At 69.0% G+C, this 24,669-nt stretch carries 26 protein-coding genes and 1 riboswitch; of the genes, 12 read left to right on the forward strand and 14 right to left on the reverse strand.

All coding sequences use genetic code 11. From position 1 onward, the window contains the following. Positions 1-239 precede the first annotated feature (239 nt). The 3 genes from moeZ to A37U_RS0117945 form a co-directional block, all read right to left on the reverse strand. Positions 240-1,424: an adenylyltransferase/sulfurtransferase MoeZ gene (gene moeZ, locus A37U_RS0117935; RefSeq protein WP_020498044.1), complete on the reverse strand. Its 1,185-nt coding sequence runs from the start codon at positions 1,422-1,424 to the stop codon at positions 240-242. A gap of 108 nt (positions 1,425-1,532) precedes the next feature. Then, complete coding sequence (locus tag A37U_RS0117940) at positions 1,533-2,654, reverse strand: DUF3152 domain-containing protein (protein WP_020498045.1); 1,122 nt, start codon at positions 2,652-2,654, stop codon at positions 1,533-1,535. A 105-nt stretch (positions 2,655-2,759) separates the two neighbouring features. Beyond that, positions 2,760-3,686 (reverse strand): alpha/beta fold hydrolase, encoded by a 927-nt coding sequence (locus A37U_RS0117945; protein ID WP_020498046.1) that lies wholly within the window; start codon positions 3,684-3,686, stop codon positions 2,760-2,762. 161 nt (positions 3,687-3,847) lie between these two features. Here A37U_RS0117945 and A37U_RS0117950 point away from each other — a divergent pair, with 161 nt between their 5' ends. Further along, complete coding sequence (locus tag A37U_RS0117950) at positions 3,848-4,468, forward strand: TetR/AcrR family transcriptional regulator (RefSeq protein WP_020498047.1); 621 nt, start codon at positions 3,848-3,850, stop codon at positions 4,466-4,468. Positions 4,469-4,478: 10 nt separating this feature from the next. Here the strand turns inward: A37U_RS0117950 and A37U_RS0117955 are convergent, their stop codons facing one another. Beyond that, entirely contained in the window at positions 4,479-5,402 is a 924-nt protein-coding gene (locus A37U_RS0117955) for an alpha/beta fold hydrolase (protein ID WP_020498048.1), read from the reverse strand. A gap of 70 nt (positions 5,403-5,472) precedes the next feature. Continuing rightward, a complete protein-coding gene (locus tag A37U_RS0117960; RefSeq protein ID WP_026197330.1) occupies positions 5,473-6,387 on the reverse strand; it encodes an AurF N-oxygenase family protein in 915 nt (304 codons plus the stop codon). 74 nt (positions 6,388-6,461) lie between these two features. Between A37U_RS0117960 and A37U_RS44180 the strand changes: the two genes are divergently transcribed. From A37U_RS44180 to A37U_RS44185, 5 genes are read left to right on the forward strand one after another with little or no spacing between them, the layout of a single operon-like run. Then, entirely contained in the window at positions 6,462-7,238 is a 777-nt protein-coding gene (locus tag A37U_RS44180; protein ID WP_020498050.1) for a TetR/AcrR family transcriptional regulator, read from the forward strand. Next, on the forward strand, positions 7,235-7,567 hold the full coding sequence (locus A37U_RS0117970) for a DUF4873 domain-containing protein (protein WP_020498051.1): 333 nt from the start codon (positions 7,235-7,237) through the stop codon (positions 7,565-7,567). The genes A37U_RS44180 and A37U_RS0117970 overlap by 4 nt, the downstream gene beginning before the upstream one ends. Before the next feature lie 17 nt (positions 7,568-7,584). Next, positions 7,585-8,121, forward strand: a complete 537-nt coding sequence (locus A37U_RS0117975) for a GNAT family N-acetyltransferase (protein ID WP_020498052.1) — start codon at positions 7,585-7,587, stop codon at positions 8,119-8,121. Next, positions 8,121-8,672: a GNAT family N-acetyltransferase gene (locus tag A37U_RS0117980; protein WP_040588102.1), complete on the forward strand. Its 552-nt coding sequence runs from the start codon at positions 8,121-8,123 to the stop codon at positions 8,670-8,672. Before A37U_RS0117975 ends, A37U_RS0117980 begins: the two co-directional genes overlap by 1 nt. Next, positions 8,672-9,208 (forward strand): GNAT family N-acetyltransferase, encoded by a 537-nt coding sequence (locus tag A37U_RS44185; RefSeq protein WP_020498054.1) that lies wholly within the window; start codon positions 8,672-8,674, stop codon positions 9,206-9,208. Before A37U_RS0117980 ends, A37U_RS44185 begins: the two co-directional genes overlap by 1 nt. Here A37U_RS44185 and A37U_RS0117990 read toward each other — a convergent pair. Then, the gene (locus A37U_RS0117990) at positions 9,178-9,405 is read right to left on the reverse strand and encodes a DUF3107 domain-containing protein (RefSeq protein WP_020498055.1); all 228 of its coding nucleotides are present in this window, start codon (positions 9,403-9,405) and stop codon (positions 9,178-9,180) included. The two genes, A37U_RS44185 and A37U_RS0117990, sit on opposite strands and share 31 nt — an antisense overlap. Positions 9,406-9,516: 111 nt before the next feature. After that, complete coding sequence (locus tag A37U_RS0117995; RefSeq protein WP_020498056.1) at positions 9,517-10,164, reverse strand: ferritin-like fold-containing protein; 648 nt, start codon at positions 10,162-10,164, stop codon at positions 9,517-9,519. 101 nt (positions 10,165-10,265) lie between these two features. On the opposite strand from A37U_RS0117995, the gene A37U_RS44190 reads away from it, so the two are divergent. The 3 genes from A37U_RS44190 to A37U_RS0118010 are packed head-to-tail and all read left to right on the forward strand — an operon-like array spanning position 10,266 to position 14,092. Further along, the gene (locus A37U_RS44190) at positions 10,266-11,939 is read left to right on the forward strand and encodes a DEAD/DEAH box helicase (protein WP_083933620.1); all 1,674 of its coding nucleotides are present in this window, start codon (positions 10,266-10,268) and stop codon (positions 11,937-11,939) included. A 10-nt stretch (positions 11,940-11,949) separates the two neighbouring features. Beyond that, the gene (locus A37U_RS0118005; protein ID WP_020498058.1) at positions 11,950-13,200 is read left to right on the forward strand and encodes an Rv3212 family protein; all 1,251 of its coding nucleotides are present in this window, start codon (positions 11,950-11,952) and stop codon (positions 13,198-13,200) included. A gap of 10 nt (positions 13,201-13,210) precedes the next feature. After that, positions 13,211-14,092, forward strand: coding sequence for an alpha/beta fold hydrolase (locus tag A37U_RS0118010; RefSeq protein ID WP_020498059.1), 882 nt, complete (start codon positions 13,211-13,213; stop codon positions 14,090-14,092). A gap of 13 nt (positions 14,093-14,105) precedes the next feature. On the opposite strand, the gene lepA is transcribed toward A37U_RS0118010, so the two are convergent. Beyond that, complete coding sequence (lepA, locus tag A37U_RS0118015; RefSeq protein ID WP_020498060.1) at positions 14,106-15,959, reverse strand: translation elongation factor 4; 1,854 nt, start codon at positions 15,957-15,959, stop codon at positions 14,106-14,108. A 57-nt stretch (positions 15,960-16,016) separates the two neighbouring features. Then, positions 16,017-16,397 (reverse strand): VOC family protein, encoded by a 381-nt coding sequence (locus tag A37U_RS0118020; protein ID WP_020498061.1) that lies wholly within the window; start codon positions 16,395-16,397, stop codon positions 16,017-16,019. A 30-nt stretch (positions 16,398-16,427) separates the two neighbouring features. Here A37U_RS0118020 and A37U_RS44195 point away from each other — a divergent pair, with 30 nt between their 5' ends. Beyond that, positions 16,428-17,006 (forward strand): pentapeptide repeat-containing protein, encoded by a 579-nt coding sequence (locus A37U_RS44195; protein ID WP_020498062.1) that lies wholly within the window; start codon positions 16,428-16,430, stop codon positions 17,004-17,006. Between the two features lie 4 nt (positions 17,007-17,010). Here A37U_RS44195 and A37U_RS0118030 read toward each other — a convergent pair whose 3' ends face one another. After that, positions 17,011-17,880, reverse strand: a complete 870-nt coding sequence (locus tag A37U_RS0118030) for an EamA family transporter (RefSeq protein WP_020498063.1) — start codon at positions 17,878-17,880, stop codon at positions 17,011-17,013. Between the two features lie 148 nt (positions 17,881-18,028). Between A37U_RS0118030 and rpsT the strand changes: the two genes are divergently transcribed. Next, positions 18,029-18,289, forward strand: coding sequence for a 30S ribosomal protein S20 (gene rpsT / locus A37U_RS0118035; protein WP_020498064.1), 261 nt, complete (start codon positions 18,029-18,031; stop codon positions 18,287-18,289). A gap of 98 nt (positions 18,290-18,387) precedes the next feature. Here the strand turns inward: rpsT and holA are convergent, their stop codons facing one another. Beyond that, positions 18,388-19,374: a DNA polymerase III subunit delta gene (gene holA / locus A37U_RS0118040; protein ID WP_020498065.1), complete on the reverse strand. Its 987-nt coding sequence runs from the start codon at positions 19,372-19,374 to the stop codon at positions 18,388-18,390. Between the two features lie 103 nt (positions 19,375-19,477). Beyond that, positions 19,478-19,600: riboswitch (SAM riboswitch) on the forward strand. Between the two features lie 13 nt (positions 19,601-19,613). On the opposite strand from holA, the gene thrC reads away from it, so the two are divergent. Further along, positions 19,614-20,873, forward strand: coding sequence for a threonine synthase (gene thrC / locus A37U_RS0118045; protein ID WP_026197335.1), 1,260 nt, complete (start codon positions 19,614-19,616; stop codon positions 20,871-20,873). A gap of 33 nt (positions 20,874-20,906) precedes the next feature. Here thrC and bluB read toward each other — a convergent pair whose 3' ends face one another. Genes bluB through A37U_RS0118060 form a run of 3 tightly spaced genes read right to left on the reverse strand, consistent with a single transcriptional unit; the run spans position 20,907 to position 24,661 of the window. Further along, the gene (gene bluB / locus A37U_RS0118050; RefSeq protein WP_020498067.1) at positions 20,907-21,542 is read right to left on the reverse strand and encodes a 5,6-dimethylbenzimidazole synthase; all 636 of its coding nucleotides are present in this window, start codon (positions 21,540-21,542) and stop codon (positions 20,907-20,909) included. Between the two features lie 15 nt (positions 21,543-21,557). Then, complete coding sequence (locus tag A37U_RS0118055; protein ID WP_020498068.1) at positions 21,558-23,939, reverse strand: DNA internalization-related competence protein ComEC/Rec2; 2,382 nt, start codon at positions 23,937-23,939, stop codon at positions 21,558-21,560. After that, a complete protein-coding gene (locus A37U_RS0118060) occupies positions 23,936-24,661 on the reverse strand; it encodes a ComEA family DNA-binding protein (protein ID WP_020498069.1) in 726 nt (241 codons plus the stop codon). Before A37U_RS0118060 ends, A37U_RS0118055 begins: the two co-directional genes overlap by 4 nt. Positions 24,662-24,669 lie beyond the last annotated feature (8 nt).

Here is a 24,669-nt window from a genome sequence, read left to right on the forward strand (position 1 = left end):
CAAGCTCGCTCACGTCCGCGCCTCGCTGACGCTCGGTCCCGCCGTTCGCCGGGCTGCTGTGCCCTCTGGTTCGCTCGCAAGCTCGCTCACGAGCCCACGCTACCGCGCCCCGTTGACACCCGGCCGCCGACACTCCTCGCACGTCCGGACGATTCACCGCGCGGGCCGTCCTGTGCCCGGAACGCACGAGGCGGGGCGTCCCGGTCCGGGAACACCCCGCCTCCAGCGGCCGCGTGAGCTCAGTAACTCGGCAACGAGGGGTCGATCTCCCGGACCCAGGAGAGCACCCCGCCGCCGACGTGCACGGCGTCCGAGAACCCGGCCTTGTGCAGCGCGGCGAGTGCCTCGGCGGACCGGCCGCCGGACTTGCAGTGCAGCACGATCGGCTTGTCCTGCGGGAGTTCCGCGAGCGCCTCCCCGGACAGGATCCGGTCCTTCGGGATCAGGGTCGCGCCGGGAATGTTCACGATCTCGTACTCGTGCTGCTCGCGCACGTCGATCAGCGCGAAGTCCTCCTCCGCATCGAACTTCGCCTTGAGCTCCTTGGCGGTGATCGTGTTCCCCGCGGCCGCGCTCTGCGCGTCCTCGGAGACTGCCCCGCAGAACGCCTCGTAGTCGATCAGCTCGGTGATCTTCGGCGTGCTCGGGTCCTTGCGGATCTTGACCTGCCGCCAGGACAGTTCCAGTGCGTCGTAGACCACGAGCCTGCCCAGGATCGGCTCGCCGATCCCGGTGATGAGCTTGATCGCCTCGTTGACCATGATCGAGCCGATCGAAGCACACAGCACACCGAGCACTCCACCCTCGGCGCAGGACGGCACCATCCCGGGTGGCGGCGGCTCCGGGTAGAGGTCGCGGTAGTTCAGCCCGAGACCGTCGGGCGCGTCCTCCCAGAACACCGAGGCCTGGCCCTCGAACCGGAAGATCGAGCCCCAGACGTACGGCTTGCCGAGGATCACCGCGGCGTCGTTGACCAGGTACCGGGTGGCGAAGTTGTCCGTGCCGTCCAGGATCAGGTCGTAGTCGCGGAAGATGTCCAGGGCGTTCTCGCTGGACAGGTGGGTCTCGTGCAGATTGACCGTGACGTACGGGTTGACTTCGGCGATCGATTCCTTGGCCGAGACCGCCTTGGACTTACCGACGTCGGAGACACCGTGGATGATCTGGCGCTGCAGGTTGGAGGTGTCCACCTCGTCGAACTCGACGATGCCGAGCGTGCCGACCCCGGCCGCGGCCAGGTAGAGCAACGCCGGGCTGCCGAGCCCGCCACCACCGACCACGAGCACCTTCGCGTTCTTGAGCCGCTTCTGCCCGTCCATCCCGACGTCCGGGATGATCAGGTGCCTGCTGTAGCGCTCGACCTCCTCCTTCGACAATTCGGGAGCCGGTTCTACGAGCGGCGGCAGCGTCGTTCCGCCGGACATGGCATGACCTCCTGATCTCGCGGGCTTTGCAGTATCTCGTACAACGCCAGGAATACCCCACAGGCTTCCCGGCCGCGCCGGTGTTCCACACAGTGAGCGGGGCGCGCGCTATCTCGGCGACTGCGCCTCCGGATTGGGCCAGGCGTTCGGCACACAGGTCTTGTGGTCGGCGGGCACCGCACCCTTGTTCGTCGGATCCACCTCGTTGATCCTGGCGACGTAGTCGTTGCTCACCCCGAAGGTCTGCTGCATCATCACCGGGGCCAGCGCTCCGGGCTTCGGGCAGCCGACGTGATGGTTACCGAAAGCGTGCCCGACCTCGTGGTTGATGGCGTACTGACGGTAGGTGAACATGTCACCGGAGAACGCCTTCGCCCCGCGCACCCAGCGGGCCAGGCTGATGATCACCCGGTCCGCGCTGCTGCGATAGCACGAGCTCTCGTACTTGATCTGGTAGTCGCAGTATTCCTTGCGGTGGTCGGTCTGCGGGGTGGTGAGGCTGAGCCGGAAATCGGGTTTCGCATTCGGATCGTCGATACGCTGCGTCCGGACCTTCCCGGTGCCGGTCCAGGACTTGGGGTTGTCCAGCGTGTGATCGACCATCGCGGCGAACGCCTCGTCCCCCCCGTACTGCACCGGGTCGATCCCGTCCTCGATCTCCACGGTATAGCGGTAGAGCTGCCCGCTGCTGCCGACGACCGGCCCGTGGCCGGGCACGATGTGCCAGGTGCCCTTGCCCCGCTGGGTGACCGGACCTCCCTCGGGCAGTTCCGCGGTCGGAATGTTGAGATCGGCCTGAGTCGCGGGCACCTCGGTGACCGTGGGCGCGCTCGCGTTCCCGGCCTCGGCGCGGTCCGATCCCGCCTGCGGGACGACCGCGTCCACGATGACCAGCACGGTGATCACGGCGAGTACCGGAACGGCGTAGACGCGCCAGCCGTAGAGCGCGAGCACTCGGCGCAGCCAGGCACCGAGCCCCTTGCCGCGCTCTTCCTCCTCGGCGGCGACCGTGCGGTATCCACTGCCGAGCCTGCGCTGGGAACGGGCCTCGAACTGGCCCCGCTCCACGAACAGCGGCCCGGCGGGGTCCCCCTCGCTGTATCCGTACTCATCGACCGTGCCGGGTGTCTCCGGCCATTCCGGCCACTCCTGCGGGTCCGGCTCCTCGAGGCCGGTGTCCCAGGAGCTTCCCCGCTGCCCCGCATCGGTCGTAGGCCGATCGTTCGGCACGCGGATCGTCCTCCTCTACCGCTCGAATCGGTGCGTTGACAAGGGTGCCACACCGGGTGTTCGCGCGCCGGGAGGCGGGGCCGCGAATTCCGTGCTCGTGCACGCTCAGCTACGGCCCGCTGCCGAATCCCACATATCGACGATCGCCCTGGCCACCGTGGCCGGTTCCTCCATCTGCGCGACGTGCCCGACCCGATCGAGCACGAGCAGCCTGCCCCGCGGCAGCGCCCGCACCGTGGGAACCGCCTTGGCCACCGTGACCAGCTTGTCCTCCCGGCCCCACACGACCAGCGCCGGAGCGGACACCTGGTGCAGCGCCGCCCACACCGAGCCCTTGCCCCTGCGGAACCAGAGCCGGAACAGTTCGACACCCGCGCGCATCAGTGCCGCGCCCGCCCAGGGCTGCCGTGCTCGCTCAGCGGCTTCCCGCATCGCCTCCTCGATCCGGTGCTCGGGAATCTCCTCGGGCCGCGCGAACACCAGTCGCAGCAGCCGCATCGTGCGCTCCCGCGGCGGGAGGGCGGCCAGTTGTCTGCGCACCGGTTTGCCGAGGACCGGAAGACCGGTGAGCAGCAGCCGCGGATCCGAGAGCCGGCGGACATCGGGCCGCAGATCGGGTACCGCTGGCGAGATCAGGGTCAGCGTGCGCACCAGCTCCGGATGCCGGGCGGCGAGCAGGATCGCGGTGGTACCGCCGAGCGAGTTCCCGATCAGGTGCACCGGTTCGGCACCGAGCGAGGCGATGAACTCCGCGGCGAGCTCGGCCTGCGCGGCCGCGGTGAACGGCCAGTCCCGCGGCGGCTCGGTGTCGCCGAAACCGGGAAGGTCGGGCGCGTACCCGGTGACCCGTCCGGCCAGCTGCCCGGCGAGATCGGTCCAGTTCGTCGCGGAGCCACCCAGGCCGTGCAGATACACCGCCTTCTCCGCGCCGCCGGGGGTCACCCGGACATGCAGCCGCAGATCCCCCAGCTCGACATGTTCACCCGGCCACGGTGGGGTACTGGGCTCGAGTTCCGGAAGTTCGACGGTCACCCCACCAAGAATGCGCCCGGGGTCATCCGGCCCGCGATGCGACGGGGCTCACAGTTCGGAGTTTTCCCGGACATACCATCCCATCGTGAACTACTGACGAGTACGGTTGCTCTCGGTACCGGCCACCCCGAGTGCCACCCGTTCGACTGTGGAGGAGCCGAATGACCGAGACACGGGAGACAACCGTCCGCGGTCGCATGCCTCGAGACGTACGGCGTGCGCAGCTGCTGGCCGCCGCGCAGGACGTGTTCGTGGTGAACGGCTACCACGCGACGGGCATGGACGACATCGCCGAGCGGGCCGGGGTCAGCAAACCGGTGCTCTACCAGCACTTCCCCGGTAAGCTCGAGCTCTATCTCGCGCTCGTGGAAAACCATGTGGACGCGCTGATCGCCCGGATCCGCGCCGCACTGGCCTCGACGACGGACAACAAGGCGCGGGTGCGCGCCACCGTCGGGGCCTACTTCGACTTCGTGCACGACGAGGGAAGCGCCTACCAGCTGGTCTTCGAATCGGACCTGCGCGGTGAGCCGGTCGTGCAGGCGGCGATCTCCCGCTCCACGAACGCCTGCGTCAACGAGATCACCGAGAAGATCACCGCGGACGCCGGACTGGACCCGGAGCGGGCACGGCTGCTCGCGGTCGGCCTGGTCGGCATGTCCGAGGTCACCGCACGATCCTGGATCGCCAGCAGCCGCACCGTGAACAAGTCCGAGGCGGTCACGCTCATCTCCACCCTCGCCTGGCGCGGTATCGGCGCCGGGTTCCCGCTACAGCATTAGCCACGCAGCACTAGCGAACCCGGGGCCGTTCGGTGAGCCGGGTGATGCCGTGCGCGACTTCCCCTGCCCGTTCGGCGGGCAGGATGTGACCGGCCTGGGGAAACTGGACGAACCGCGCGTGCGGGAGCTCGTTCGCGATCACTCGCGCGTGCGCACGCGGGATCAACCGGTCCCGGTCCCCGTGATAGATGGTCACCGGGGTGTCCGCGAGCCGGGCGAGTTCACCCGCCCGTTCGTGCGCGAGCAGCGAATCGAGGAACGAGATCATGCTCGCCGGGTGACAGCGCCCGATCTGCTCGGCGGTCGCGGTGACCTCGGCGCGCCGGGCGCCCTTGCCGAAGGTCAGCCGCCGCACCACGGGACGCAGCGCCACCGGATGGCGCAGGAACGCCGCGCGGTCACTGCGCGACATGTACCTGCTGAGCACCGCCTCCCCCGCGTACACCCGCAGGGCGAGCTGGCGCGGCAGGCCGAAGGTGAGTTCGGAGAGCCCACCGGAGGTGGTCGCCACGAACGCGACACCGGCCAGCCGCTCGACGAGCTCGGGATGCTGCCCGACCAGGGCCATGATCGTGGCCCCGCCCATGGAGTGCCCGGCGAGCACGAGCTTCCCCTTCGGTGCCCGGTCGGCGATCAGCTCGGCGAGGTCCTCGGCGATCCGCGCGATGGTGGCCGTTCCGCGCGGCGCGGGTGCCGAACCACCGTGCCCGCGGTGATCGTGACGCAGGATCCGGGAACCGAACCCGTTGGCGCGCAAGGCATCCACCACCGGATCCCAGGATGTGTGGTCCTGGGTCCAGCCGTGCACCAGTACCACGGTCGGTTCCTTGCCCGGCCTGCCCTCATCGGACACGTGCAGCGCGGTTCCGTCACCGGTGACGAAGCGGTGCGCCAGGGCGGGATCCCACGGAGCGGCGTTCAGCACCGTACTCATCGCCCTCCCTTCCTGGGGAAGCTCGGCGCTTCGCGCACTCGCTCTTTCCATGATCGGCGCGCAAGTTCGTTCATCGCTTGATGAGATTCGCTCGGCGCCAGATCGGCCTGGTGATCCGGCCGATCAGCCCGGACTCGTCCAGGAAGGGCATGATCCGCTCCCCGGCCCAGCGGCAGGTCTCCTGCCAGTACGGGTTCCGCGCCGCGGCCCGGCGCCCCTCCTTCGGGTCGATCCCGACAGCCGCGTAGACCTTCGGATTGATCAGTGTGGTCATGATCGCCAGGCTGACCAGCGAGATCAGCAACTGCTGGTAGAGCAGTTCGAGCTTGCCCAGCTTCGACATCCCGCGCTGTACCTCCTCGCGGGCGAAGGTGACGTGCCGGGCCTCCTCGAGCACGTGGATGCGGTTGACCATGCGCACCAGCGGCTCGATCTGCTCATCGGACATCATCTCGCGCTGCAGCCGGTCCAGGATCTCCTCGGCGATCAGAATGGCGCCGTATTTGGCCGGGCCATAGGCGATGAGCGGGAGAATCTTGGCGACCTGCCGCAGCCAGGGCACCGGTCCGTAGGCCGGGGCACCGACCCGTTCACAGGCCTTCGCGAACATCGTGGAGTGTCGGCACTCGTCGGCGACCTCGGTGAGCATGTACTGGGCATGTGCCCGGGTGGGGTCCGTGTCGTAGAAGCTCTTCAACAACATCTGCATGAGCAGGGTCTCGAACCAGAGCCCGTTGCTCGCCACGCTGGCGAACTCGTGCTTGGTGAGCTCGATCCGCTGCTCCTCGGTGAGCTGGTCCCACAGCTTGGTGCCATAGAGGGTGCTGCGGTGCGGTGGCACGAAGTACTTGTCCCCGTCGACCGGCGCTCCCCAGTCGATGTCCACGTCCGGGTCATAGAACTTGTTCGCCGAGGACTTGAGAAGCCGGCTCGCGGTCTTCTCCCGCTCGGCGACCTCGCCCCGAGAGCTCATCGCGCGTGTCATCGGGTGCTCCATTCTCGATGCGGAGACTTTTGATGTTACCGGAAGTAACAGCTACTTCTGGTAGCATGCGCGCCATGGCAAACCCTGTCAAGCACCACGGCAAGCACCCCTCGAGCCAGTCCGAATCGAGCGGTGACGCGCGGAAAGACCGCTGGCGCTCACACAGGGAAGCCCGTCGCGAGGAGTTCGTGGACGCGGCGATGCGGGCACTGGACAAGCACGGCCCGGAACTGCGCATGGAGCACGTCGCCAAGGAGGCCGGAATCACCAAACCGGTGCTATACCGGCACTTCTCCGACAAGGCCGACCTCTACCAGGCGATCGGCAACCGGGGCACCGAGATCCTGTTCGAGCGCCTGATCCCGGCGCTGAACAGCGAGGAGGCCCCGGTCCCCCGCATTCGCAAGAGCCTGGATGCGTTCTTCTCGGTCATCGAGGACATGCCGAACGTGTACCGGCTGCTCGCCCGGCCCGAATACCGTGCGCGGGAGACCGATTCGGATGTGGTCACCCAGGACAAGGAGATCATCGCGACCGCGCTCGCCGCCCTGCTCGGCGACTACATGCGCGCCTTCGGCATGGACTCCGGCGCCGCGGAACCCTGGGCCTACGGGGTGGTCGGCATGGTGCAGAACGTCGGCGACTGGTGGCTGGAACGCCAGACCATGAGCCGGGACGCCGTCGTGGAGTACTTGACGCAGTTGATCTGGATGGCCATCGACGGGATCGCGAACTCCCACGGGGTCCGCATCGACCCCGAGCGGCCACTGGAACTGAACAAGATCGTCCAGCTCCACCGAGTGGAGCCGGAGGAAGCCAAGTCCCCGGAGGCCACAGGAGGGCAGGGATGAGCGACGACCACGACGAGGACGGTTACCGGGGAGAGGCGACCGTCCGGACCGGCGAGCAGGAGTTCACCGTCGCGGTGGAGCTGCGCGGGCACTTCCAGCCCATCGACGGGTACTACCGCTGGTACGGCAGGATCGCGGCGCACGAGGCACTTTCGGCCGCGCTCGGCGGGAAGAAGGCCGATGCCGTGCTGACCACCCCGGAGGGCGAGGCGAACTGCCAGCTCTCCGATCCGGATCCGTGGGACCGCTACCGGGTCATGGGCACCTCGACCCCACCGTTCCACGTGCCGAAGACCCTGGAGGAAATCGAAGGCGAACTCCCCGTCTGAGGGTTAGCCTGCTGCGAGTGGAACTGCGCACCGAGCGACTGCTACTCCGCCCGTTCACTCCCGATGATCTGACCGCGCTGCACTCCTGGCACTCCGATCCGGAGGTGGTGCGGTACCTGTTCTGGGACGTGCTCGATCTCGACGGCGCCCGGGATCTGCTCGAGCGCAGGCTCGGCCGGGTGACCGTACCGGAAGCGGACGGCGAGTCCATCCACTTCGCGGTGCGGTACGGCACCGAGGTCATCGGGGATGTGCACCTGGAACTGCTTTCCGCCGAACAGCGCTGCGCGGAGATCGGCTACGTCTTCGGCGGTGCACAGGCGGGACGGGGCTTCGCGGGCGAGGCGGCCCGCGAACTGCTGCGGTTCGGCTTCGACGACCTCGCGCTGCACCGCATCGTCGGCAAGTGCGCGGCCGAACACCGTGCCTCGCAGGCGGTACTGCGCAAGATCGGCATGCGGCAGGAAGCGCACTTCGTGGAGGCGCTCTGGGTCAAAGATGCCTGGGTGAGCGAACAAGAATGGGCGATCCTCGAACACGAGTGGCGCGGCTGATGCGACGGCACACCGAACGGTTACTCCTGCGGCCGTTCGCCGAGGGCGACCTCGAGGCACTGCATTCCTGGGACACGAATCCAGCGGTCGTGCGCTATCTGCTCACCGGGATCGCGGATCTCGCCACGAGCGAACAGCGATTGGCCCGCCGGATCGCGAACACCGCCTTGCCGCGACACGAAGGCGAGAGGATCCATTTCGCCGTGCAGCTCGCCTCGGAGGTCGTCGGCGTCCGGCCGATCGGCGAGGTGAATCTGGATCTGATCTCCGCCGAACACTCCTGCGGGGAGATCGGCTACGTCTTCGATCCGACGTACCACGGCAAGGGATACGCCACCGAAGCGGCGCGGGAACTGCTGCGAGTCGGCTTCGACGATCTCGGGCTGCACCGGATCACCGCGCACTGCTACCCGGAGAACCATGCCTCCACCGCGGTGATGCGCAGGCTCGGTATGCGCGAGGAAGCCCACCACGTGGCCAATGAATGGCTCAAGGGCGAATGGGCGGACGAGGGCGTGTGGGCGATCCTCGAACACGAGTGGCGCGATTGATGCGGCTGCCAACCGAGCGGCTGCTGCTGAGCCCGTACACGCCGGAGGACTATCCCGCACTGCGCACCCTGCACAGCGACCCTTCGGTCACCGCGTACATCAGCTGGCCGCCCGACACGCCCGAACAGACCTGGGCACTGCTCGAACGGCGCTGCGCACAAGGCGAGCCACCGGTCGAAGGCGGTACCGCGATGACCCTTGCGGTGCGCCTGCCGTCCGGACAGCTGATCGGCGAGGCACAACTGCGCAGGCGCGCCCCCGAACCCGCCACCGGTGCGATCGGCTATGTGATCGCCCCGGAACACGCGGGCCTGGGGTACGCGACCGAGATCGCAGGCGCGCTGCTGCGGTTCGGTTTCGAGTCGCTATGCCTCGAGCGGATCATCGGTGAATGCGATCCGGCGAACTCCGCCTCGCGGCGTGTACTCGACAAGCTGAGGATGCGCCGCGTGGACCACGTTCGCGGGCATGAACAGGACGTGGTCTACGCGATCGACGCCGAACGCTACGAGACGTCGAACCCGACACGCCGCTGATCGGCGGGCCCCACCTCCACGTAGGCGAGCCGCGCCGTCGGCACGATGACCTTGCGGCCCTTGTCATCGGTGAGCGTGAGCGTCTCGGACTTCCCCGCCAACGCCCCGGACACCAAAGCCTCCACCTCGTCCGGCGATTCGTTACTCGTCAGGACGATCTCCCGAGGAGTCTCCGCGACGCCGATCTTGACCTCCACGCTGACCTCCGTCTTGCTGCCCGTACGGCGCGCCGTTGCCTGCGCCGCCGAGCGGTTGTGTCTTCCCACTGTGTACTGTGCCCGTCCAGTCTTTCACCCGGCCGCGCCGCTTCAGCTCAGCCCGAGCTTCTGCATTCGTTTCGCGTGCCCCTTCTGCACTTTCCGGAACAGCGCGCCGATGCCCGCGAGATCCCCGGATCCCTTGATGATCAATTCCGCGAGGCTGTCCCGCTCCGCGACAACGTACTGCGACTGGGTCAGTGCCTCGCCGAGGAGCCGCCTGCCCCACAGGGCGAGCTTATCTCGCAATCCGGGCTCGCGCGCACAGGCCGCCGCGATCTCGCGCTCGGCGAACTCGGCGTGTCCGGTGTCCGCGAGCACCTCGAGCACGACCTGCCTGGTCTGCTCGTCCACCCAGGTGGCGATCTCCCGGTAGAAGTCCGCGGTCAGCCCCTCCCCGAGGTACACCTTGACCAGCGATTCGGTCCACGATTTGGGCGCGGTCGAGGCATGCCAGCCGTCCAGCGCGGCACCGAACGGGGCCATCGCGTCCGCCACATCCACGCCCCGCTCTCCGAGATGGTCGCGCAGCAGCGTGTAGTGCCCCATCTCGGCCGCGGCCATCTCGGAGAGTGCGACCCGCTCGCGCAGCGAGGGAGCCGCGCGGGCGTCCTCCGCGAGCCGGTCGAAACCCGCGAGCTCGCCGTATGCGATCGCGCCGAGCAGGTCGGTGACGCCGGGCGCCAGTTCGTCAGCCATGGCAGCGAGGGTAGCGCCTCCCACACACCGAGCCGCCGACCTTGCGCGGCACCCGCACAACCAGCGGTTACACTGGACGTGTACGCACCGGACACAACCGGATGCGGGAAACGAAATGTGCGTGCGTCGCTGCATGGCGCTCCCGGCGTCGGCCGGTCGAGCTGCCCGAGACCAGGCGGTGTGCGCTTGGCGATAGAGAGGCGAGAACGCTGCCAACGAACAACACGGATAACGAGAATCACACCGAGCCCGTCGTGCTCGAACACGTGGAAAGCGGTGCCCCGGACGAGGACAGCTCGCACCCGCTCGAGGCGCAAGCCGAGCTCGACGGGGCCGCACCGAGCTTCGCCGACTTCGGCGTGCACGAGGAGATCGTGCGGGCGCTGCGCGAGGCCGGTATCGAGCACACCTTCGCGATCCAGGAACTCACCCTGCCGCTCGCCATCGACGGCGAGGATGTGATCGGTCAGGCCCGTACCGGTACCGGTAAGACCCTCGGCTTCGGGGTGCCCGCGCTCCAGCGGCTCGACCTGCCGGGCGACGGGACCCCGCAGGTCCTGATCGTGGTGCCGACCAGGGAACTGTGCCTGCAGGTCACCCACGACCTCACGGACGCGGGCAAGCACCTCGGGGTGCGGACCCTCGCGATCTACGGGGGACGGCCCTACGAACCGCAGATCGCCGCGCTCACCGAGGGCGTGGACGTGGTCATCGGAACCCCCGGCCGCCTGCTCGACCTCGCCGAACAGCGCCACCTGGTGCTCGGCAAGGTGCGCACCCTGGTGCTGGACGAGGCCGACGAGATGCTCGACCTCGGGTTCCTCCCGGACATCGAGCGGATCCTGCGCATGGTCCCCGACGAGCGGCAGACGATGCTGTTCTCGGCCACCATGCCGGACCCGATCATCACCCTGGCCAGGACCTTCCTCACCCAGCCGACCCACATCCGGGCCGAGGCCACCGACGCGGGCGCCGTGCACGAACGCACCAAGCAGTTCGTCTACCGGGCGCACTCACTGGACAAGACCGAGGTCATCGCCAGGACACTGCAGGCACGCGAGCGGGGCAAGACGATGATCTTCACCCGCACCAAGCGCACCGCGCAGAAGCTCGCCGACGATCTGGGCGAGCGCGGATTCTCCGTCGCTGCCGTGCACGGTGACCTGGGCCAGGCCATGCGGGAGAAGGCGCTGCGGGCGTTCCGCTCGGCCAAGGTGGACGTGCTGGTGGCCACCGATGTGGCCGCGCGCGGCATCGACGTGCTGGATGTCACCCACGTGATCAACTACCAGTGCCCGGAGGACGAGAAGGTCTACGTGCACCGCATCGGCCGCACCGGCCGGGCGGGCAAGACCGGTGTCGCGGTCACCCTCGTCGACTGGGACGAGGAGCCACGCTGGAAGCTCATCTCGGACGCGCACGGGTTGGACATGCCGGAGCCGGTGGAGACCTACTCCACCTCCGAGCACCTGTTCTCCGACCTGGACATCCCTGCGGACGCCACCGGGCGGCTGCCACTGGCCAAGCGGGAGCGCGCCGAGGAGGAACCCGGCGAGGAGCGCAAGCCCCGGCGGCGCAGCCAGTCCTCGGGTTCGCGGACCCGCAGGCGGACCAGGGCGGGCAAGCCGGTCTCCGGCGGGCAGAAGGACGGTGCCGCACCGGCCGCGCCCGAGGCTCAGCAGCCCGAGCGCACCACGCCGCGGCGCAGGCGTCGGCGCCGCTCGACCAGTTCCTCCGGTTCCTCGCAGACGGGACAGTCCCAGGCCGAGGCGTGATCCGCGAACGATGACCGAAGGCCCGCAGCGCACCCGGTTCCGCCGTCGCCGCGACTATCTGGCCGCCGTCCTCGTGGTGGTCGTGGTCGCGGCGACGTGGATCTTCGTGTGGCAGACCAGCGATGCGCACAACACGACTTCGCGAACGGCCAATGTCGCCGCCACCATCCCGGACACCCCGGACGGGCCCCCGCCATCGCTGGCGCAGGTGTGGCAGCAGCCGAGCACCGCGACCGATACTCCGCTGAGCGTCGGGGCGAACGTTGTCACCGGCTCCGGTGGTTCGGTGGTCGGGCGGGATCCGTTCACCGGGCAGCAGCGCTGGCTCTACCGGCGGGATCTTCCGCTGTGCACGCTCGGTCAGCAATGGGGCCGGGTGCTGGCCTTCTACCGGAAGAACGGCTGGTGCGGCGAGATCACCTCGCTGTATCCGGACACCGGTCAGCGCGGCGCGCAGCGCAACGGGGACACCGAACTCGGCACCCGGATGATCGGCGACGGCAGTTATGTGACCACCACCGGGCGCAGCACACTGGACACCTTCGACGCGAGCCTGGTGCGCAAGGTGATCTACGGGAACCAGCCGGATCCGAAAAACTCCGGCCGCCAACCGCGCACCGGCTGCCACTATGGCTCGGCCGCGGCCGCCTCCGGGCAGCTCGGCGTCGTGGAGCGCTGCGGGGCGCTCTCCAGCCAGCCGGACGGCGGGGCGGACCGGTTCACCGTGTACAGCGCGGTGAGCAAGGGCAAGGACATGGACGAGCCCGATGTCGGCTCGAGTGTGCGACTGCCCGGCAGCGGGGCCCGCGTGGTCGCGATGAACGACCGGTTCGCGGCGGTCGCGCTGCCGAATCCGGCGCGGCTGCTGGTGATCGACAAGTCCGACGGCGCGATCAAGGCGCAGTACTCGATCCCGGTGCCGGACGCGAAACTCGGCTGGAATGTGCCCGGCGGTGTCGTCCCGGTCAGCGAAGGGCCGAACTCGGTCTACTGGTACACGGGATCCGGGGTCATCGCGCTCTCTTCCGCCGACTTCCGTCCACAGTGGACATTGAACGGGGCGCTCGGCCCGGGAACCCAGTTCGTCGGGCGAACGCTGATCCCGGTGCCCTCCGGTATCGAGGTGCTGGACGCCGATTCGGGCCGCAAACTCGGCGTCTACCCGCTCGACCGGCACGGTTACCGCGGCGAGGTCAGCATGTCGACCCTCGGCCCGATGGTGTTCGAGCAGCGTGGCGGCACACTGGTCGCCCTGCGGTAGCTTGGCTCACGTGACCGACGAGCTCAGCGATTCCCAACTGGCAGCCCATCAGGCCGAGCGGATCGATCTGCCCGGCAGGCACGGCACGCTCGCCGCACTGCGCGGCGGGCCCGCTTCCGCGAAGGCGACCGTGCTTCTCGTGCCCGGGTACACCGGTTCCAAAGAGGACTTCGCCCCGCTGCTCGATCCGCTCACGGATGCCGGGTTCGCTCCCCTGGCCATCGATCTGCCCGGTCAGTACGAATCGCCGGGCCCGGACAGCGAAGCGGCCTACACCCCGGACGAGCTCGGCACGCAGGTGACCGAGCTGGTCGGCAAACTGGTCGCCGACGGGGAACGGGTGCTGCTGCTCGGCCACTCCTACGGTGGGCTCGTCGCCCGCGCCGCGCTGCTGTCCGGCTGCCAGGCGAGCGGGTTGATCCTGCTCGATTCCGGGCCGAGCGCGATCACCGATCCGGACCGGGTAGCCGTGCTCGACTACGGCACGGCGGTGCTGCGGGACAAGGGCATCGACGCCGCGTGGCAACTGCGCGAGCAGTCCCTGCTGCGCAACCCCTGGTACACGGGCCTGCCCGAACGGTTGCGCGCCTTCCAACGGGAACGATTCCTGCGCTCGCTGCCCGCCGCGCTGATCACCATGGCGGAGGTGCTGCGCACGAGCGAGGACCTGGTCGCCCCGCTGTCCAGGGAGCTCGCCGCGCGCGCCATTCCCTGCCTCGTCGCCTGCGGGGAACACGACGACGCCTGGTCGGTGCCCACTCAGCAGCGCATGGCCGAGCGGCTGGACGCGGACTTCGCCGTGCTGCCGGGTTGCGGACACTCACCGAACACGGAGAACCCCTCGGCGCTGGTGGCCACGCTGTTGCCGACCTGGAACAGCTGGCTGGCCTAGGAGCAGCGGCGCACTATTTCTTCTGCTTCGCCTTGTCACCCTCGGTGGTGGAAAGGGCGGCGACGAACGCCTCCTGCGGAACCTCGACGCGGCCGATGTTCTTCATCCGCTTCTTGCCCTCTTTCTGCTTCTCGAGCAGTTTCCGCTTCCGGCTGATGTCGCCGCCATAGCATTTGGAGAGCACGTCCTTGCGCATCGCGCGAATGGTTTCCCGTGCGATGATCCGGGACCCGACCGCGGCCTGAATGGGCACCTCGAACTGCTGACGCGGAATGATCTCGCGCAGTTTGGCGGTCATCTTGGTGCCGTAGGAGTACGCGGAATCCTTGTGCACGATCGCGGAGAACGCGTCAACCGGTTCGCCCTGCAGCAGAATGTCCACCTTCACCAGATCGCTGACCTGCTCACCGGCGTCCTCGTAGTCGAGCGAGGCATATCCCCGCGTCCGGGATTTCAGCGCGTCGAAGAAATCGAAGATGATCTCGGCGAGCGGAATGGTGTAGCGCAGTTCGACACGCGTCTCGGAAAGGTAATCCATTCCGCCGAGTTCGCCCCTGCGCTCCTGGCACAGCTCCATGATCGCGCCCACGAATTCGTTCGGCGCGATCACCGTGATCTTCGCGATCGGCTCGTAGATCTCCCCGACCTTGCCCTCCGGCCAGTCGGAGGGATTGGTCACCTGGATCTCCTCCTCGTCGTCGAGCAGCACCCGGTAGACGACGTTCGGGGCGGTGGAGATCAGATCCAGGTCGTACTCCCGCTCCAGCCGCGTCCTGGTGATCTCCAGGTGCAGCAGGCCGAGAAAACCGCTCCGGAAGCCGAAGCCCAGCGCGGTGGAGGTCTCTGGCTCGTAGGTGAGCGCCGCGTCGTTGAGCCGCAGCTTGTCCAGCGCCTCGCGCAGGGCGGGATAGTCGGAGCCGTCGACCGGATACAGCCCCGCGTACACCATCGGCTTGGGTTCCCGGTACCCGCGAAGCGGCTCGGCGGCCCCGCGCTTCTCACTGGTGACCGTGTCCCCGACCTTGGACTGGCGCACATCCTTCACGCCGGTGATCAGGTAGCCGACCTCGCCGACCCCGAGCCCCTTGGAAGCCTTCGAATCCGGGGACACGATGCCCACCTCGAGCAGTTCGTGCGTGGCCCCGGTGGACATCATGCGGATCCGCTCGCGCGGTTTGATCGCGCCGTCCACGACCCGGATGTAGGTCACCACACCGCGGTAGATGTCGTAGACCGAGTCGAAGATCATCGCCCGCGCGGGCGCGTCCGCCTCGCCTTCCGGTGCGGGCACCAGGCGCACCACGGCGTCCAGCACCTCGCGTACGCCCTCCCCGGTCTTCGCGGAAACCTTGAGCACGTCCTCGGGTTCGCAGCCGATGATGTGCGCGAGCTCGTTCGCGTACCGCTCGGGTTCCGCGGCGGGCAGGTCGATCTTGTTCAGCACCGGGATGATGACCAGGTCCTGTTCCATGGCCAGGTACAGGTTGGCCAGGGTCTGCGCCTCGATCCCCTGCGCGGCGTCCACGAGCAGGATCGCCCCCTCGCAGGCCTGCAGTGCCCGGGAGACCTCATAGGTGAAGTCCACGTGGCCGGGGGTGTCGATCAGGTGCAGCACGTGCTCGGCGTCCTCGGCGACCCACGGCAGCCGCACGTTCTGCGCCTTGATGGTGATCCCGCGCTCGCGCTCGATGTCCATCCGGTCGAGGTACTGATCGCGGTAGTCCCGATCGCCGAGGACCCCGGTCAGCTGCAGCATCCGGTCGGCGAGTGTGGACTTGCCGTGATCGATGTGCGCGATGATGCAGAAGTTCCGGATGCGCTCCGGCGAGGTGAAGGTGGTCTCGGCGAAATTGGTCACGCCCACCATGGTCCCATGCTCTCCCGCAGCGCGGCCCGGGTCCTTGGTTCCGGCCCTGTCCCGGTCTCAGTCCCAGCGAGTGTCCCGGCGCATCGGGTGGTCCTCGGGCACTTCGACGAGCACGATCCTGCGCCCGTCCGGATCGGCGATCCACATCTCGTCCAGGCCCCACGGTTCGCGCTCCGCGCCACGCAGCACCCGGACCGCGTACTCGGCCAGTCGCGCCCGTGCCTGGCCGAGGCTGCGTACCTGAAGCCACAGCTGCGTGGCCGGAGTGGCCGGGGCGCTGCTCGATCCGGAGACCTCGATCAGTCCCTGTCCGGCGAAGAACACCACCCCGCCGGGGAACTCGCGGTAGACGGCGAGCCCGAGCGCGTCCCGGTAGAAGCGCAGGCTCTCTTCCAGGTCGGCTGGCCGGATCAGCACCCGGCTGGCGAGAATCTCCATGCTGTCGTGGGTACCAGATACGGTGCGCCCATGCGCTCGCCGATCATCGAAGATCCTGCCCCGCTCACCGCCGAGACACTCGTGGAAGCCCTTGCCGAGGGCCAGCTGAACTCGGTGCTCCTGGAGGGCGCAGACCTCGGCCAGATGCGCGCCGAACCACTGGAACTGGTGGACGCGCGGCTGCGGGACGTGGAGCTGTCGAATGCGCGTCTGCGCCGCATCCTGGCCCGCAGGGCCGAGTTCACCGACTGCCGGGGAATCGGGCTGCGCCTCGACGCCGAACGGGCCACCGATGTGCATGCCCTCCGCTGCCGCTTCGACTACGCGCACATCCACATCGAGCGCGCCAAGGGACCGATCGTGTTCGAGGGCTGTTCGCTGCGCGAGTCGGTGCTCTCCGGCGACCTGTCCACCGCCGTGTTCACCGACTGCGAGCTCGCCGGGGCGGAGTTCGACGCCCGCGACGCGAGCGGCTGCGATCTGCGTGGCTCCCGGATCACCGACATCCGCGGACTACTCACCCTGCGCGGCGCGATCGTGGACACCGGTCAGGTCATCGCGGCCGCGACCAGGATCGCCACGGCAGCCGGGTTCGACGTACGGGAGTGACCGCTCACGACAGGCCCAGCGCCACGATCCCGGCGAGCGCGATCGCCGAGCCGATCAGCCGCCGCACCGGATTCGGTTCACGCAGCAGCAGCCAGCCGGCGAGGGCACCGAGCACGATGCTCGACTCGCGTGCCGGTGCGACGAGGGAGACGGGGGCGATCCGCATCGCATAGAGCACGAGCAGATACGCGACCGGGGACAACACCCCGATGATCACCACGCGCCGCCAGTTCTTCCGCCAGATCCCGGCGACCACACCGAAATCCCGGGCAGCGATCGGGGCGAGCATCACCGACTCGCCGAGCACCGTGAGTCCGAAGTAGACGATCGGCGGCACTCCGATCCCGGTCATCGAGTGGTCGTCCCACAGGGTGTAGACCGCGATCGTGGCGCCGGTCGCGACGCCGTAACCGATGCTGAGCGCCCGCGAACCCGCCGCCCGGGAACCACCCGAGGAGATCACCAGCACCCCGAGCACCACGGCGGCCGCACCAATCAGGCCCAGCACGCCGGGCCGTTCGCCGAACAACAACACGGCGAACAACACCGAGAGCAGCGGGCCGGTGCCGCGCGCGAGCGGGTACACCACGGACAGATCCCCGACTGCGTACCCGCGCTGCAACACGATCCCGTAGCCGACGTGGGCGGCCGCCGAGACCAGGGCAGCCAGCAGCCAGCTCCACTGCGGGCCGTGCTGCTCGGTGCAGGCGAACACGATGGCGAACGGCAGACAGACCACCGTGCTCACCATGGAGTAAAGCCAGACGATCGCGCTCCCGCTACCGCCGATACCCTTCGCGGCGAAATTCCATCCGGCGTGGGCGACGGCGGCGAGCAACACGAAGGTCATGGCGAGCGAGTTCACGACGATCATGCCTACCGCCCGCGAACCCCACGAGCAATGTTGTTACCCTGGATAACCGTGCCGTGTGGCATTCCGCACGGGAGGAAGCCCACCGACCTCGGTGGGGCCGATCGAACGCGGCACGAACAACGACGACGACTTGTTGAGGAGCGCCCCTATGGCCCACACCAAACAGCAGCGCAAGCGCATCAAGACCAATGAGATCGCGCGCCAGCGCAACAAGGCGGTCAAGTCCGCGCTGAAGACCTCCGTGCGCAAGTTCCGCGAGGCCGCCGAAGCGGGCGACAAGGCCAAGGCGAGCGAGCTGCTCCAGACCGCGAGCCGTCAGCTCGACAAGGCCGTGAGCAAGGGTGTCATCCACCGCAACCAGGCCGCCAACCGCAAGTCGGCGATGGCCAAGCGCGCGAACACCCTCTGAGGCGACTCTCGGCGGGTGTACCGCTGAGCCCAAGCCGAAGAACGGCCCGGGAATCTTCGCGATTCCCGGGCCGTTTCGCGTTTTCCGGCCACTCGCGGCTAGTGGCGGGTGCCGCGCGCGACCACGATCCGGTCCACCGCGCGTTCGAGGGCATAGGCGGCGCTCGCCGCGACCCCCTTGACGTCCGCGTTCACGTCCGCGGTGGCGTGCAGCGCCGCGGCGAGTCCCGAACTGTGCCAGCCACGCGCCTGACGCAGCGCCTTGCGGGCCTTCCACGGCGGCATGCCGAGCTCGCTCGCCAGCCGGTTCGGATCCGAACCACCGGCAGCGCTCACCCTGGCCACCGTGCGCACCGCATCGGCGAGCGCGTCGGCGACCAGCACGTGCGGCACCCCGAGGTTCATCGCCCAGCGCAGCGCCTCGAGCGCACCGGCACGGTCCCCGGTGACGGCCTTCTCCGCGACCGCGAATCCGGTCACCTCGGCCTTACCGTTGTGATAGCGGCGCACCGCGGCCGCGTCCACGTTTCCCCCGGTGTCCGCGACCAGTTGCGAGGCCGCGGCGGCGAGTTCGCGCAGATCGGTACCGACCGCGTCGATCAGGGTGGCCACGGCCTCCCCGTCGATGCTGCCCCGCACCCTGCGCACCTCGTCGCGGACGAACTTCTCGCGGTCGGCGGGCTTGGTGACCTTCGCGCACTCCACGACCTCGGCGCCGAGTTTGCGCAGCGCGCCGGGGAGTTCCTTGCCCGCCTTCGAACGCCCGCCACCACTGTGCGCGACCACGAGCACGACCCCGTCGGCGGGGAGCTTGGCGAAGCCGGTGATCGCCGCGGCCAGTTCGGCATTGGTGTCCTGCGCTCCCTCGAGCACGATCACGCGGGCGCTGGAGAACAACGAGGGCGAGACCAGTTCGGCGAGCTCGGGCGGGGTGAGTTCACTCACGCGCTGACGGTGCGATTCCGCCGCCGCGTCCTGCGCGCGTTGGGCCGCGAGGATCCGCTCGACGGCGCGCTCAACCAGCAGTTCCTCCTCGCCGAGCAGAAGCCGAACCGGAGCCTGCGGGGTGGTGGAAGAGGGAGCCACCCGCTCATTTTCGCACGCGCACCCGTCCGGCACACGAGACACCACGTTGGCGCGCGGTGGCGCGGATGTCGTACGGTGAAGCCCGCTTTTCATAAAACTGAATAGCTCATCCAGAGGGGCAGAGGGAACGGCCCGACGAAGCCCCGGCAACCGGCGTGGTGAATGCTGCCCACGTGACCGGTGCCAATTCCGACCCGAGCGAACCGTTCGCCGGGACAGATGAGGAAAGGACCTCGCTGATGACAAGCACCGGCCTCGAAGCCCCCACCTCCCTCGACCTCGGTTCCGCACGCGCACTCGCGTGTCGCGAATGCGGCAACAAGACCCCGCTGGCCGCGGAGTTCGCCTGCGCGGAGTGTTTCGGCCCGCTCGAGGTTTCCTATGACTTCGGATCGGTCACCCGCGAGCGGATCGAGTCCGGCCCGAAATCCATCTGGCGCTACCGCGACCTGCTCCCGGTGCCCAGCACCGTGCAGCAGCACCCCAACACCGAGCCCGGACTGACCCGGCTGATCAGCGCCGACCGGCTCGCCGCCGAACTCGGGGTGCGCAAGCTGTGGGTCAAGGACGACACCGGCAACCCCACCCACTCCTTCAAAGACCGGGTCGTCGCGGTCGCCCTCGCCGCGGCACGCGAGCTCGGCTTCCAGGTGCTCGCCTGCCCCTCCACCGGCAACCTCGCCAACGCCGTGGCCGCGGCCGCCGCACGCGCCGGTTGGCAGTCGGTCGTGCTCATCCCCTCCTCTCTCGAGCGCGCGAAGGTCCTCACCACCGCCGTGTACGACGGCGCGCTCATCGCCGTGGACGGCAACTACGACGACGTGAACCGGCTGGCCACCGAACTGGCCGCGGATCACGAGGACTGGGCCTTCGTCAACGTCAACGTGCGGCCCTACTACGCCGAAGGCTCCAAGACGCTCGGCTTCGAGGTCGCCGAACAGCTCGGCTGGCGCCTCCCTGAACAGATCGTCGTGCCCATCGCCTCCGGTTCCCAGCTCACCAAGGTGGACAAGGGATTCCGGGAGTTCGGCGAGCTCGGCCTCGTCGAACCGACCCAGTACCGGGTGTTCGGCGCCCAGGCCACCGGGTGCTCCCCGGTCTCGGCCGCCTTTCGCGACGAGGTCGACACGGTGACACCGGTCAAGCCCGACACGATCGCGCGTTCGCTGGCCATCGGCGCCCCCGCGGACGGGCCCTACGTGCTCGACGCGGTGCGCCGCACCGGTGGGGCGATCGCCGATGTCACCGATGAGGAGGTCGTCGAGGGGATCCGGCTGCTCGCCCGTACCGAAGGGGTGTTCGCCGAGACCGCGGGCGGGGTCACCGTCGCGACCGCCAAGAAGCTCCTCGAACAGGGCAAGCTCGACCCGGACGCCGAGACCGTGCTGCTGATCACCGGGGACGGCCTCAAGACGCTCGACGCGGTGGCCGACCACATCGGCCCGAAGGCCACGGTCCCGCCTTCGGCGAGCGCCGTCAGCGAGGCCCTCGGGCTCTGAGCCGCCGACCACGCGCCGGGTCCCGGCGCGTGGTCACCAGCGCTCGTGATGCAGCACCTGCTCGAGCGGCATCCGGGTACGCCAGCCTGCCCGTTCCAGGTCCGGCACCTTCGCGAACTCCCGGACGGGTCCGACACAGAGCCACGCGACCGGGCGCACCGGATCGGGAATGCCGAGCAGCTCGCGCACGAACGGTTCCCGGTAGAAGCTGACCCAGCCGACACCGAGCCCTTCGGCGGTCGCCGCGAGCCAGAGGTTCTGGATCGCGAGGCACACCGAGTACAGGCCGGCATCGGCGATCGCGTGCCTGCCGAGTACGGCCGGAGCACCCCGCCGGGCGTCGTAGGTGACCACGACGGAGAGCGTCGATTCGAGCACACCCTCGATCTTGATCCGGTCGAACAGCCGAGCCGCGTCCTCGTCGAGCGTCTCCGCGAAGGTCTCGCGTTCGGCCACCACGTGCTCGCGGAATCGCCGTTTCGTGGCGTCCTCGGTGACGAGCACGAAATCCCAGGGCTGGCTGAGCCCGACGCTCGGGGCCCGATGCGCCGCGCCGAGCACCCGGTGCAGGGTTTCCTCGGTGACCGGTTCCCCGGTGAATTCGGCCCGGACATCACGGCGGCGACCGACCAACTCGTAGAACGCTTCCTGGGTGATCATGGCTGCCATTGTCACCGGTGGCCGTTACGGCGGTGATCTCGGTGCACCCGCGCGCAGCAACCGCGGGCCCGCGGCGCGCCCGCTGCCGGGCAGCACGGCGACATCCCCGTCCTGGTCGGTGCGCGCGAGCAGCGCACCATCCGCACGCAGCCGGTTCATGGTCGTGGCATTCGGGTGCCCGTAATCGTTGTCGGCGCCGACGCTGGCGATCGCGATCCGCGCGTGCGTGGCATCGAGGAATTCCGGTGCCTGCGAACGAGAACCGTGATGCGGGATCTTCAGCACCTCGGCGCGCACCGAGGCTCCCGAGGCGAGTAGGTCGGTCTGTGCTTCGGTCTCCACGTCGCCGGTGAGCAGGACGCGCCCGGCCGGGGTGTTCGCGCGCAGCACGAGCGAGGTGTTGTTGATCGTGCTCCCGTCGTGCCCCACCGGATGGGATTCGGCGGGCAACGGGCCGAGCACGTCGATGGTCAGGCCCGGCCAGCTCAGCCGTTGCCCGGTGGGCACCGTGACCACCGGCACCTTCGCCCTCGCCGACTGCTCCCGCACCGCGTCGAACTCCCAGCCCCGCGGCTGGGCCGCGCCGAGTGCCACGGCACCGACCGTGCGGCCCTCGAGCACCGCACGCAGGCCACCGACGTGATCGGCGTGCATGTGGGAGAGCAGGACGAGCGGGACCGAGCGCACCCCGAGCCGGTCGAGGCAGCGATCGATACCCTCTTCGTCCGGTCCGGTGTCCACCACCACCGCCCGATGCGGATCGGCCGTGGCGAGCACGGCGCCGTCGCCCTGGCCCACATCACAGGACACCATCGCCCATCCGGTCGGTGGCCAGCCGGGGCGCAGCAGCCGCGGCGGCACGGTCAGTGTGAACACGGCCAAGAGCCCGAGCAGCACTACCACCCGAGGCCGCCGGTAGCGCATCGCGAGGAGGACGACCACGATCAGTGCGCCGAGGAGCACGGCGCCGATCCATCCGGGCGGCCAGCCGATCGTCGCGCCGGGTATCCGAGCGCTCCAGGTACCGACGAGCACGATCCAGTGCGCCTCCGGACCGGCCAGCCACACGAACCCGGTGGCCAGCCAGGGCAGCACGGGCCCACTGAGCGCGGCAAGCACGCCGAACACCGTGGCCGGGGCCACGACGGGCGCCGCGAGCAGATTCGCGAGCACCGCGACGAGGCTCACCTGGCCGCTCATTCCGGCGATCACCGGCGCGGTGGCCAGGTGCGCGGCGACCGGTACCGCGAGGGCCTGGGCGATTCCCGAGGGAACACCGCGGCCGCGCAATCCCGCGGACCAGCGGGGAACGAACAGCACCAGCGCCGCAGTCGCCAGCACCGAGAGTACGAAGGCGAAATCCACCGCCATCGACGGGTCGTAGCAAACCAGCAGGATGATCGCGCAGCTGAGCGCGGGCAGTGCGGAACGTTGCCGGCCAAGCGCCATCGCCGCGAGCGCGACCGAACCCATTACGGCTGCACGCAGTACCGAGGGATCCGGACCGGCGAGCAGAACGAATCCGAACAGCGCCAGACCGGCCAGCGCCGCGGCGACCCGCGGCCCCACGCGGCAGAGCCGCAGCAGCATCAGAACCGCGCCGGTGACGATCGCCAGATTCGAGCCGGAGACCGCCATCAGATGGGTCAGACCGGCGGTCTTGAAGTCGCTGACCAGTTCGTGCCGCAGCCCACTCGTATCGCCGTCCACGAGACCGGGAAGCAAACCACCGGCATCCCGGCCGAGGGATACCGAGGCAGTGCGCAGCCCGGCGCGCAGGGTTTCCGCGGCTTGCTGGCCGAATCCCGCCGCGCCCGGATTCCCCGGTGGCCCACGCACCCACACGATCGCGACGGTGGTGTCTCCGCCGCGTGCGGGAGCGAGCTTGCCGCGCACGGTCACTTCCTGGCCGATCAGCAGCGCGCCCCAACCACGCACCGGCGCGAACAACAGCACATCGGCGCCGCCGGGAACCGCGCGCCCGGCGACCGAGGCCGTGTGCACCTTCGCCGCGATGAGCACGGTGCGCGCGCCGGACTGTTGATCGCCGAAACCCTTGCGGTACACGGGTTTCGGTCGATTCGTCAGCTCCACCCGCATCCGCACCGAGGACCGTTGCCCGGCCTCGGCATGCAGTGGATGGCTCGCGACACCATAGGCGCGCGCGGCGAGCAGACCTGCCGTGACGAGGCCGCAGGCGAGCAGGACGAGGGCGGCGGCCCGGTCCCACCGCCCGCGAACGAGCAGCCAGCCGCCGAACACCACCCCGAGCAGGCCGATGAGCACCGCGCACCACCAGGCGAACAGCAGACCCACCGCGGCACCCGTCCAGACGACGAGGGCAGCGGGCACCAACCGGGCATCGATACGTCCACCGGAACCCGCCGAAACGCTCACCGCGGTCATCGGACCGTCACCAGATCCTTGAGGCGCGCGAACCGGGTCTCTCCGATGCCGCCCACATCCTGTAGTTGGGCGATCGTGGTGAACCTGCCGTGCTGGGTGCGCCAGTCGAGAATGTGTTTCGCCGTCACCTCTCCGACCCCGGGCAACTGGTCGAGCTGTTCCGCGGTGGCACTGTTGAGGTCGACCTTGGCCGCCGATCCGCCCTGACCGGTGTTTCCCTCCGGAGCCGAGGACTGTCCCGCGGGCGCGGGCTGGGCCTGCCGGGCCCAATCCGGGGTCGGGATACCCACGAAGAGCTGCTCGCCGTCGCTGACCCGGCGAGCGAGATTGATCTTGGTGATGTCCACTCCCCGCAGCGCGCCGCCGGCCGCACCGATCGCGTCGGCCACCCGAGCACCGTCCTGCAGCCGCACCAGGCCGGCCTTGGCCACCTTTCCCACCACACTCACCACCACCTGACTCGGTGGCGGACTCGAGCTGCTGGAGGAAGTGACGACAGCCGGCAGCGGCGGCGGACTTTCCGCGCTCGGAGTGGCACGCACGAAGGCGAGAACACCGAGCACGCCAATCCCGAGCAGGACAGCGGCGATCACCGCGATCATGCGCGCACGACCGGGTTTCGACCCGGCCACCGCGCCGGGGACGAACCGCTGCACCAAGCTCGCCGCGCGCGCCGCGAACACCTTGCTGAGCAATCGCTCCCGCTCGTCGTTCTCCTCCACGAAAACGA

This window comes from Sciscionella marina DSM 45152, from assembly GCF_000379465.1.
In the GTDB taxonomy this organism is placed as follows: Bacteria; Actinomycetota; Actinomycetes; order Mycobacteriales; family Pseudonocardiaceae; genus Sciscionella; species Sciscionella marina.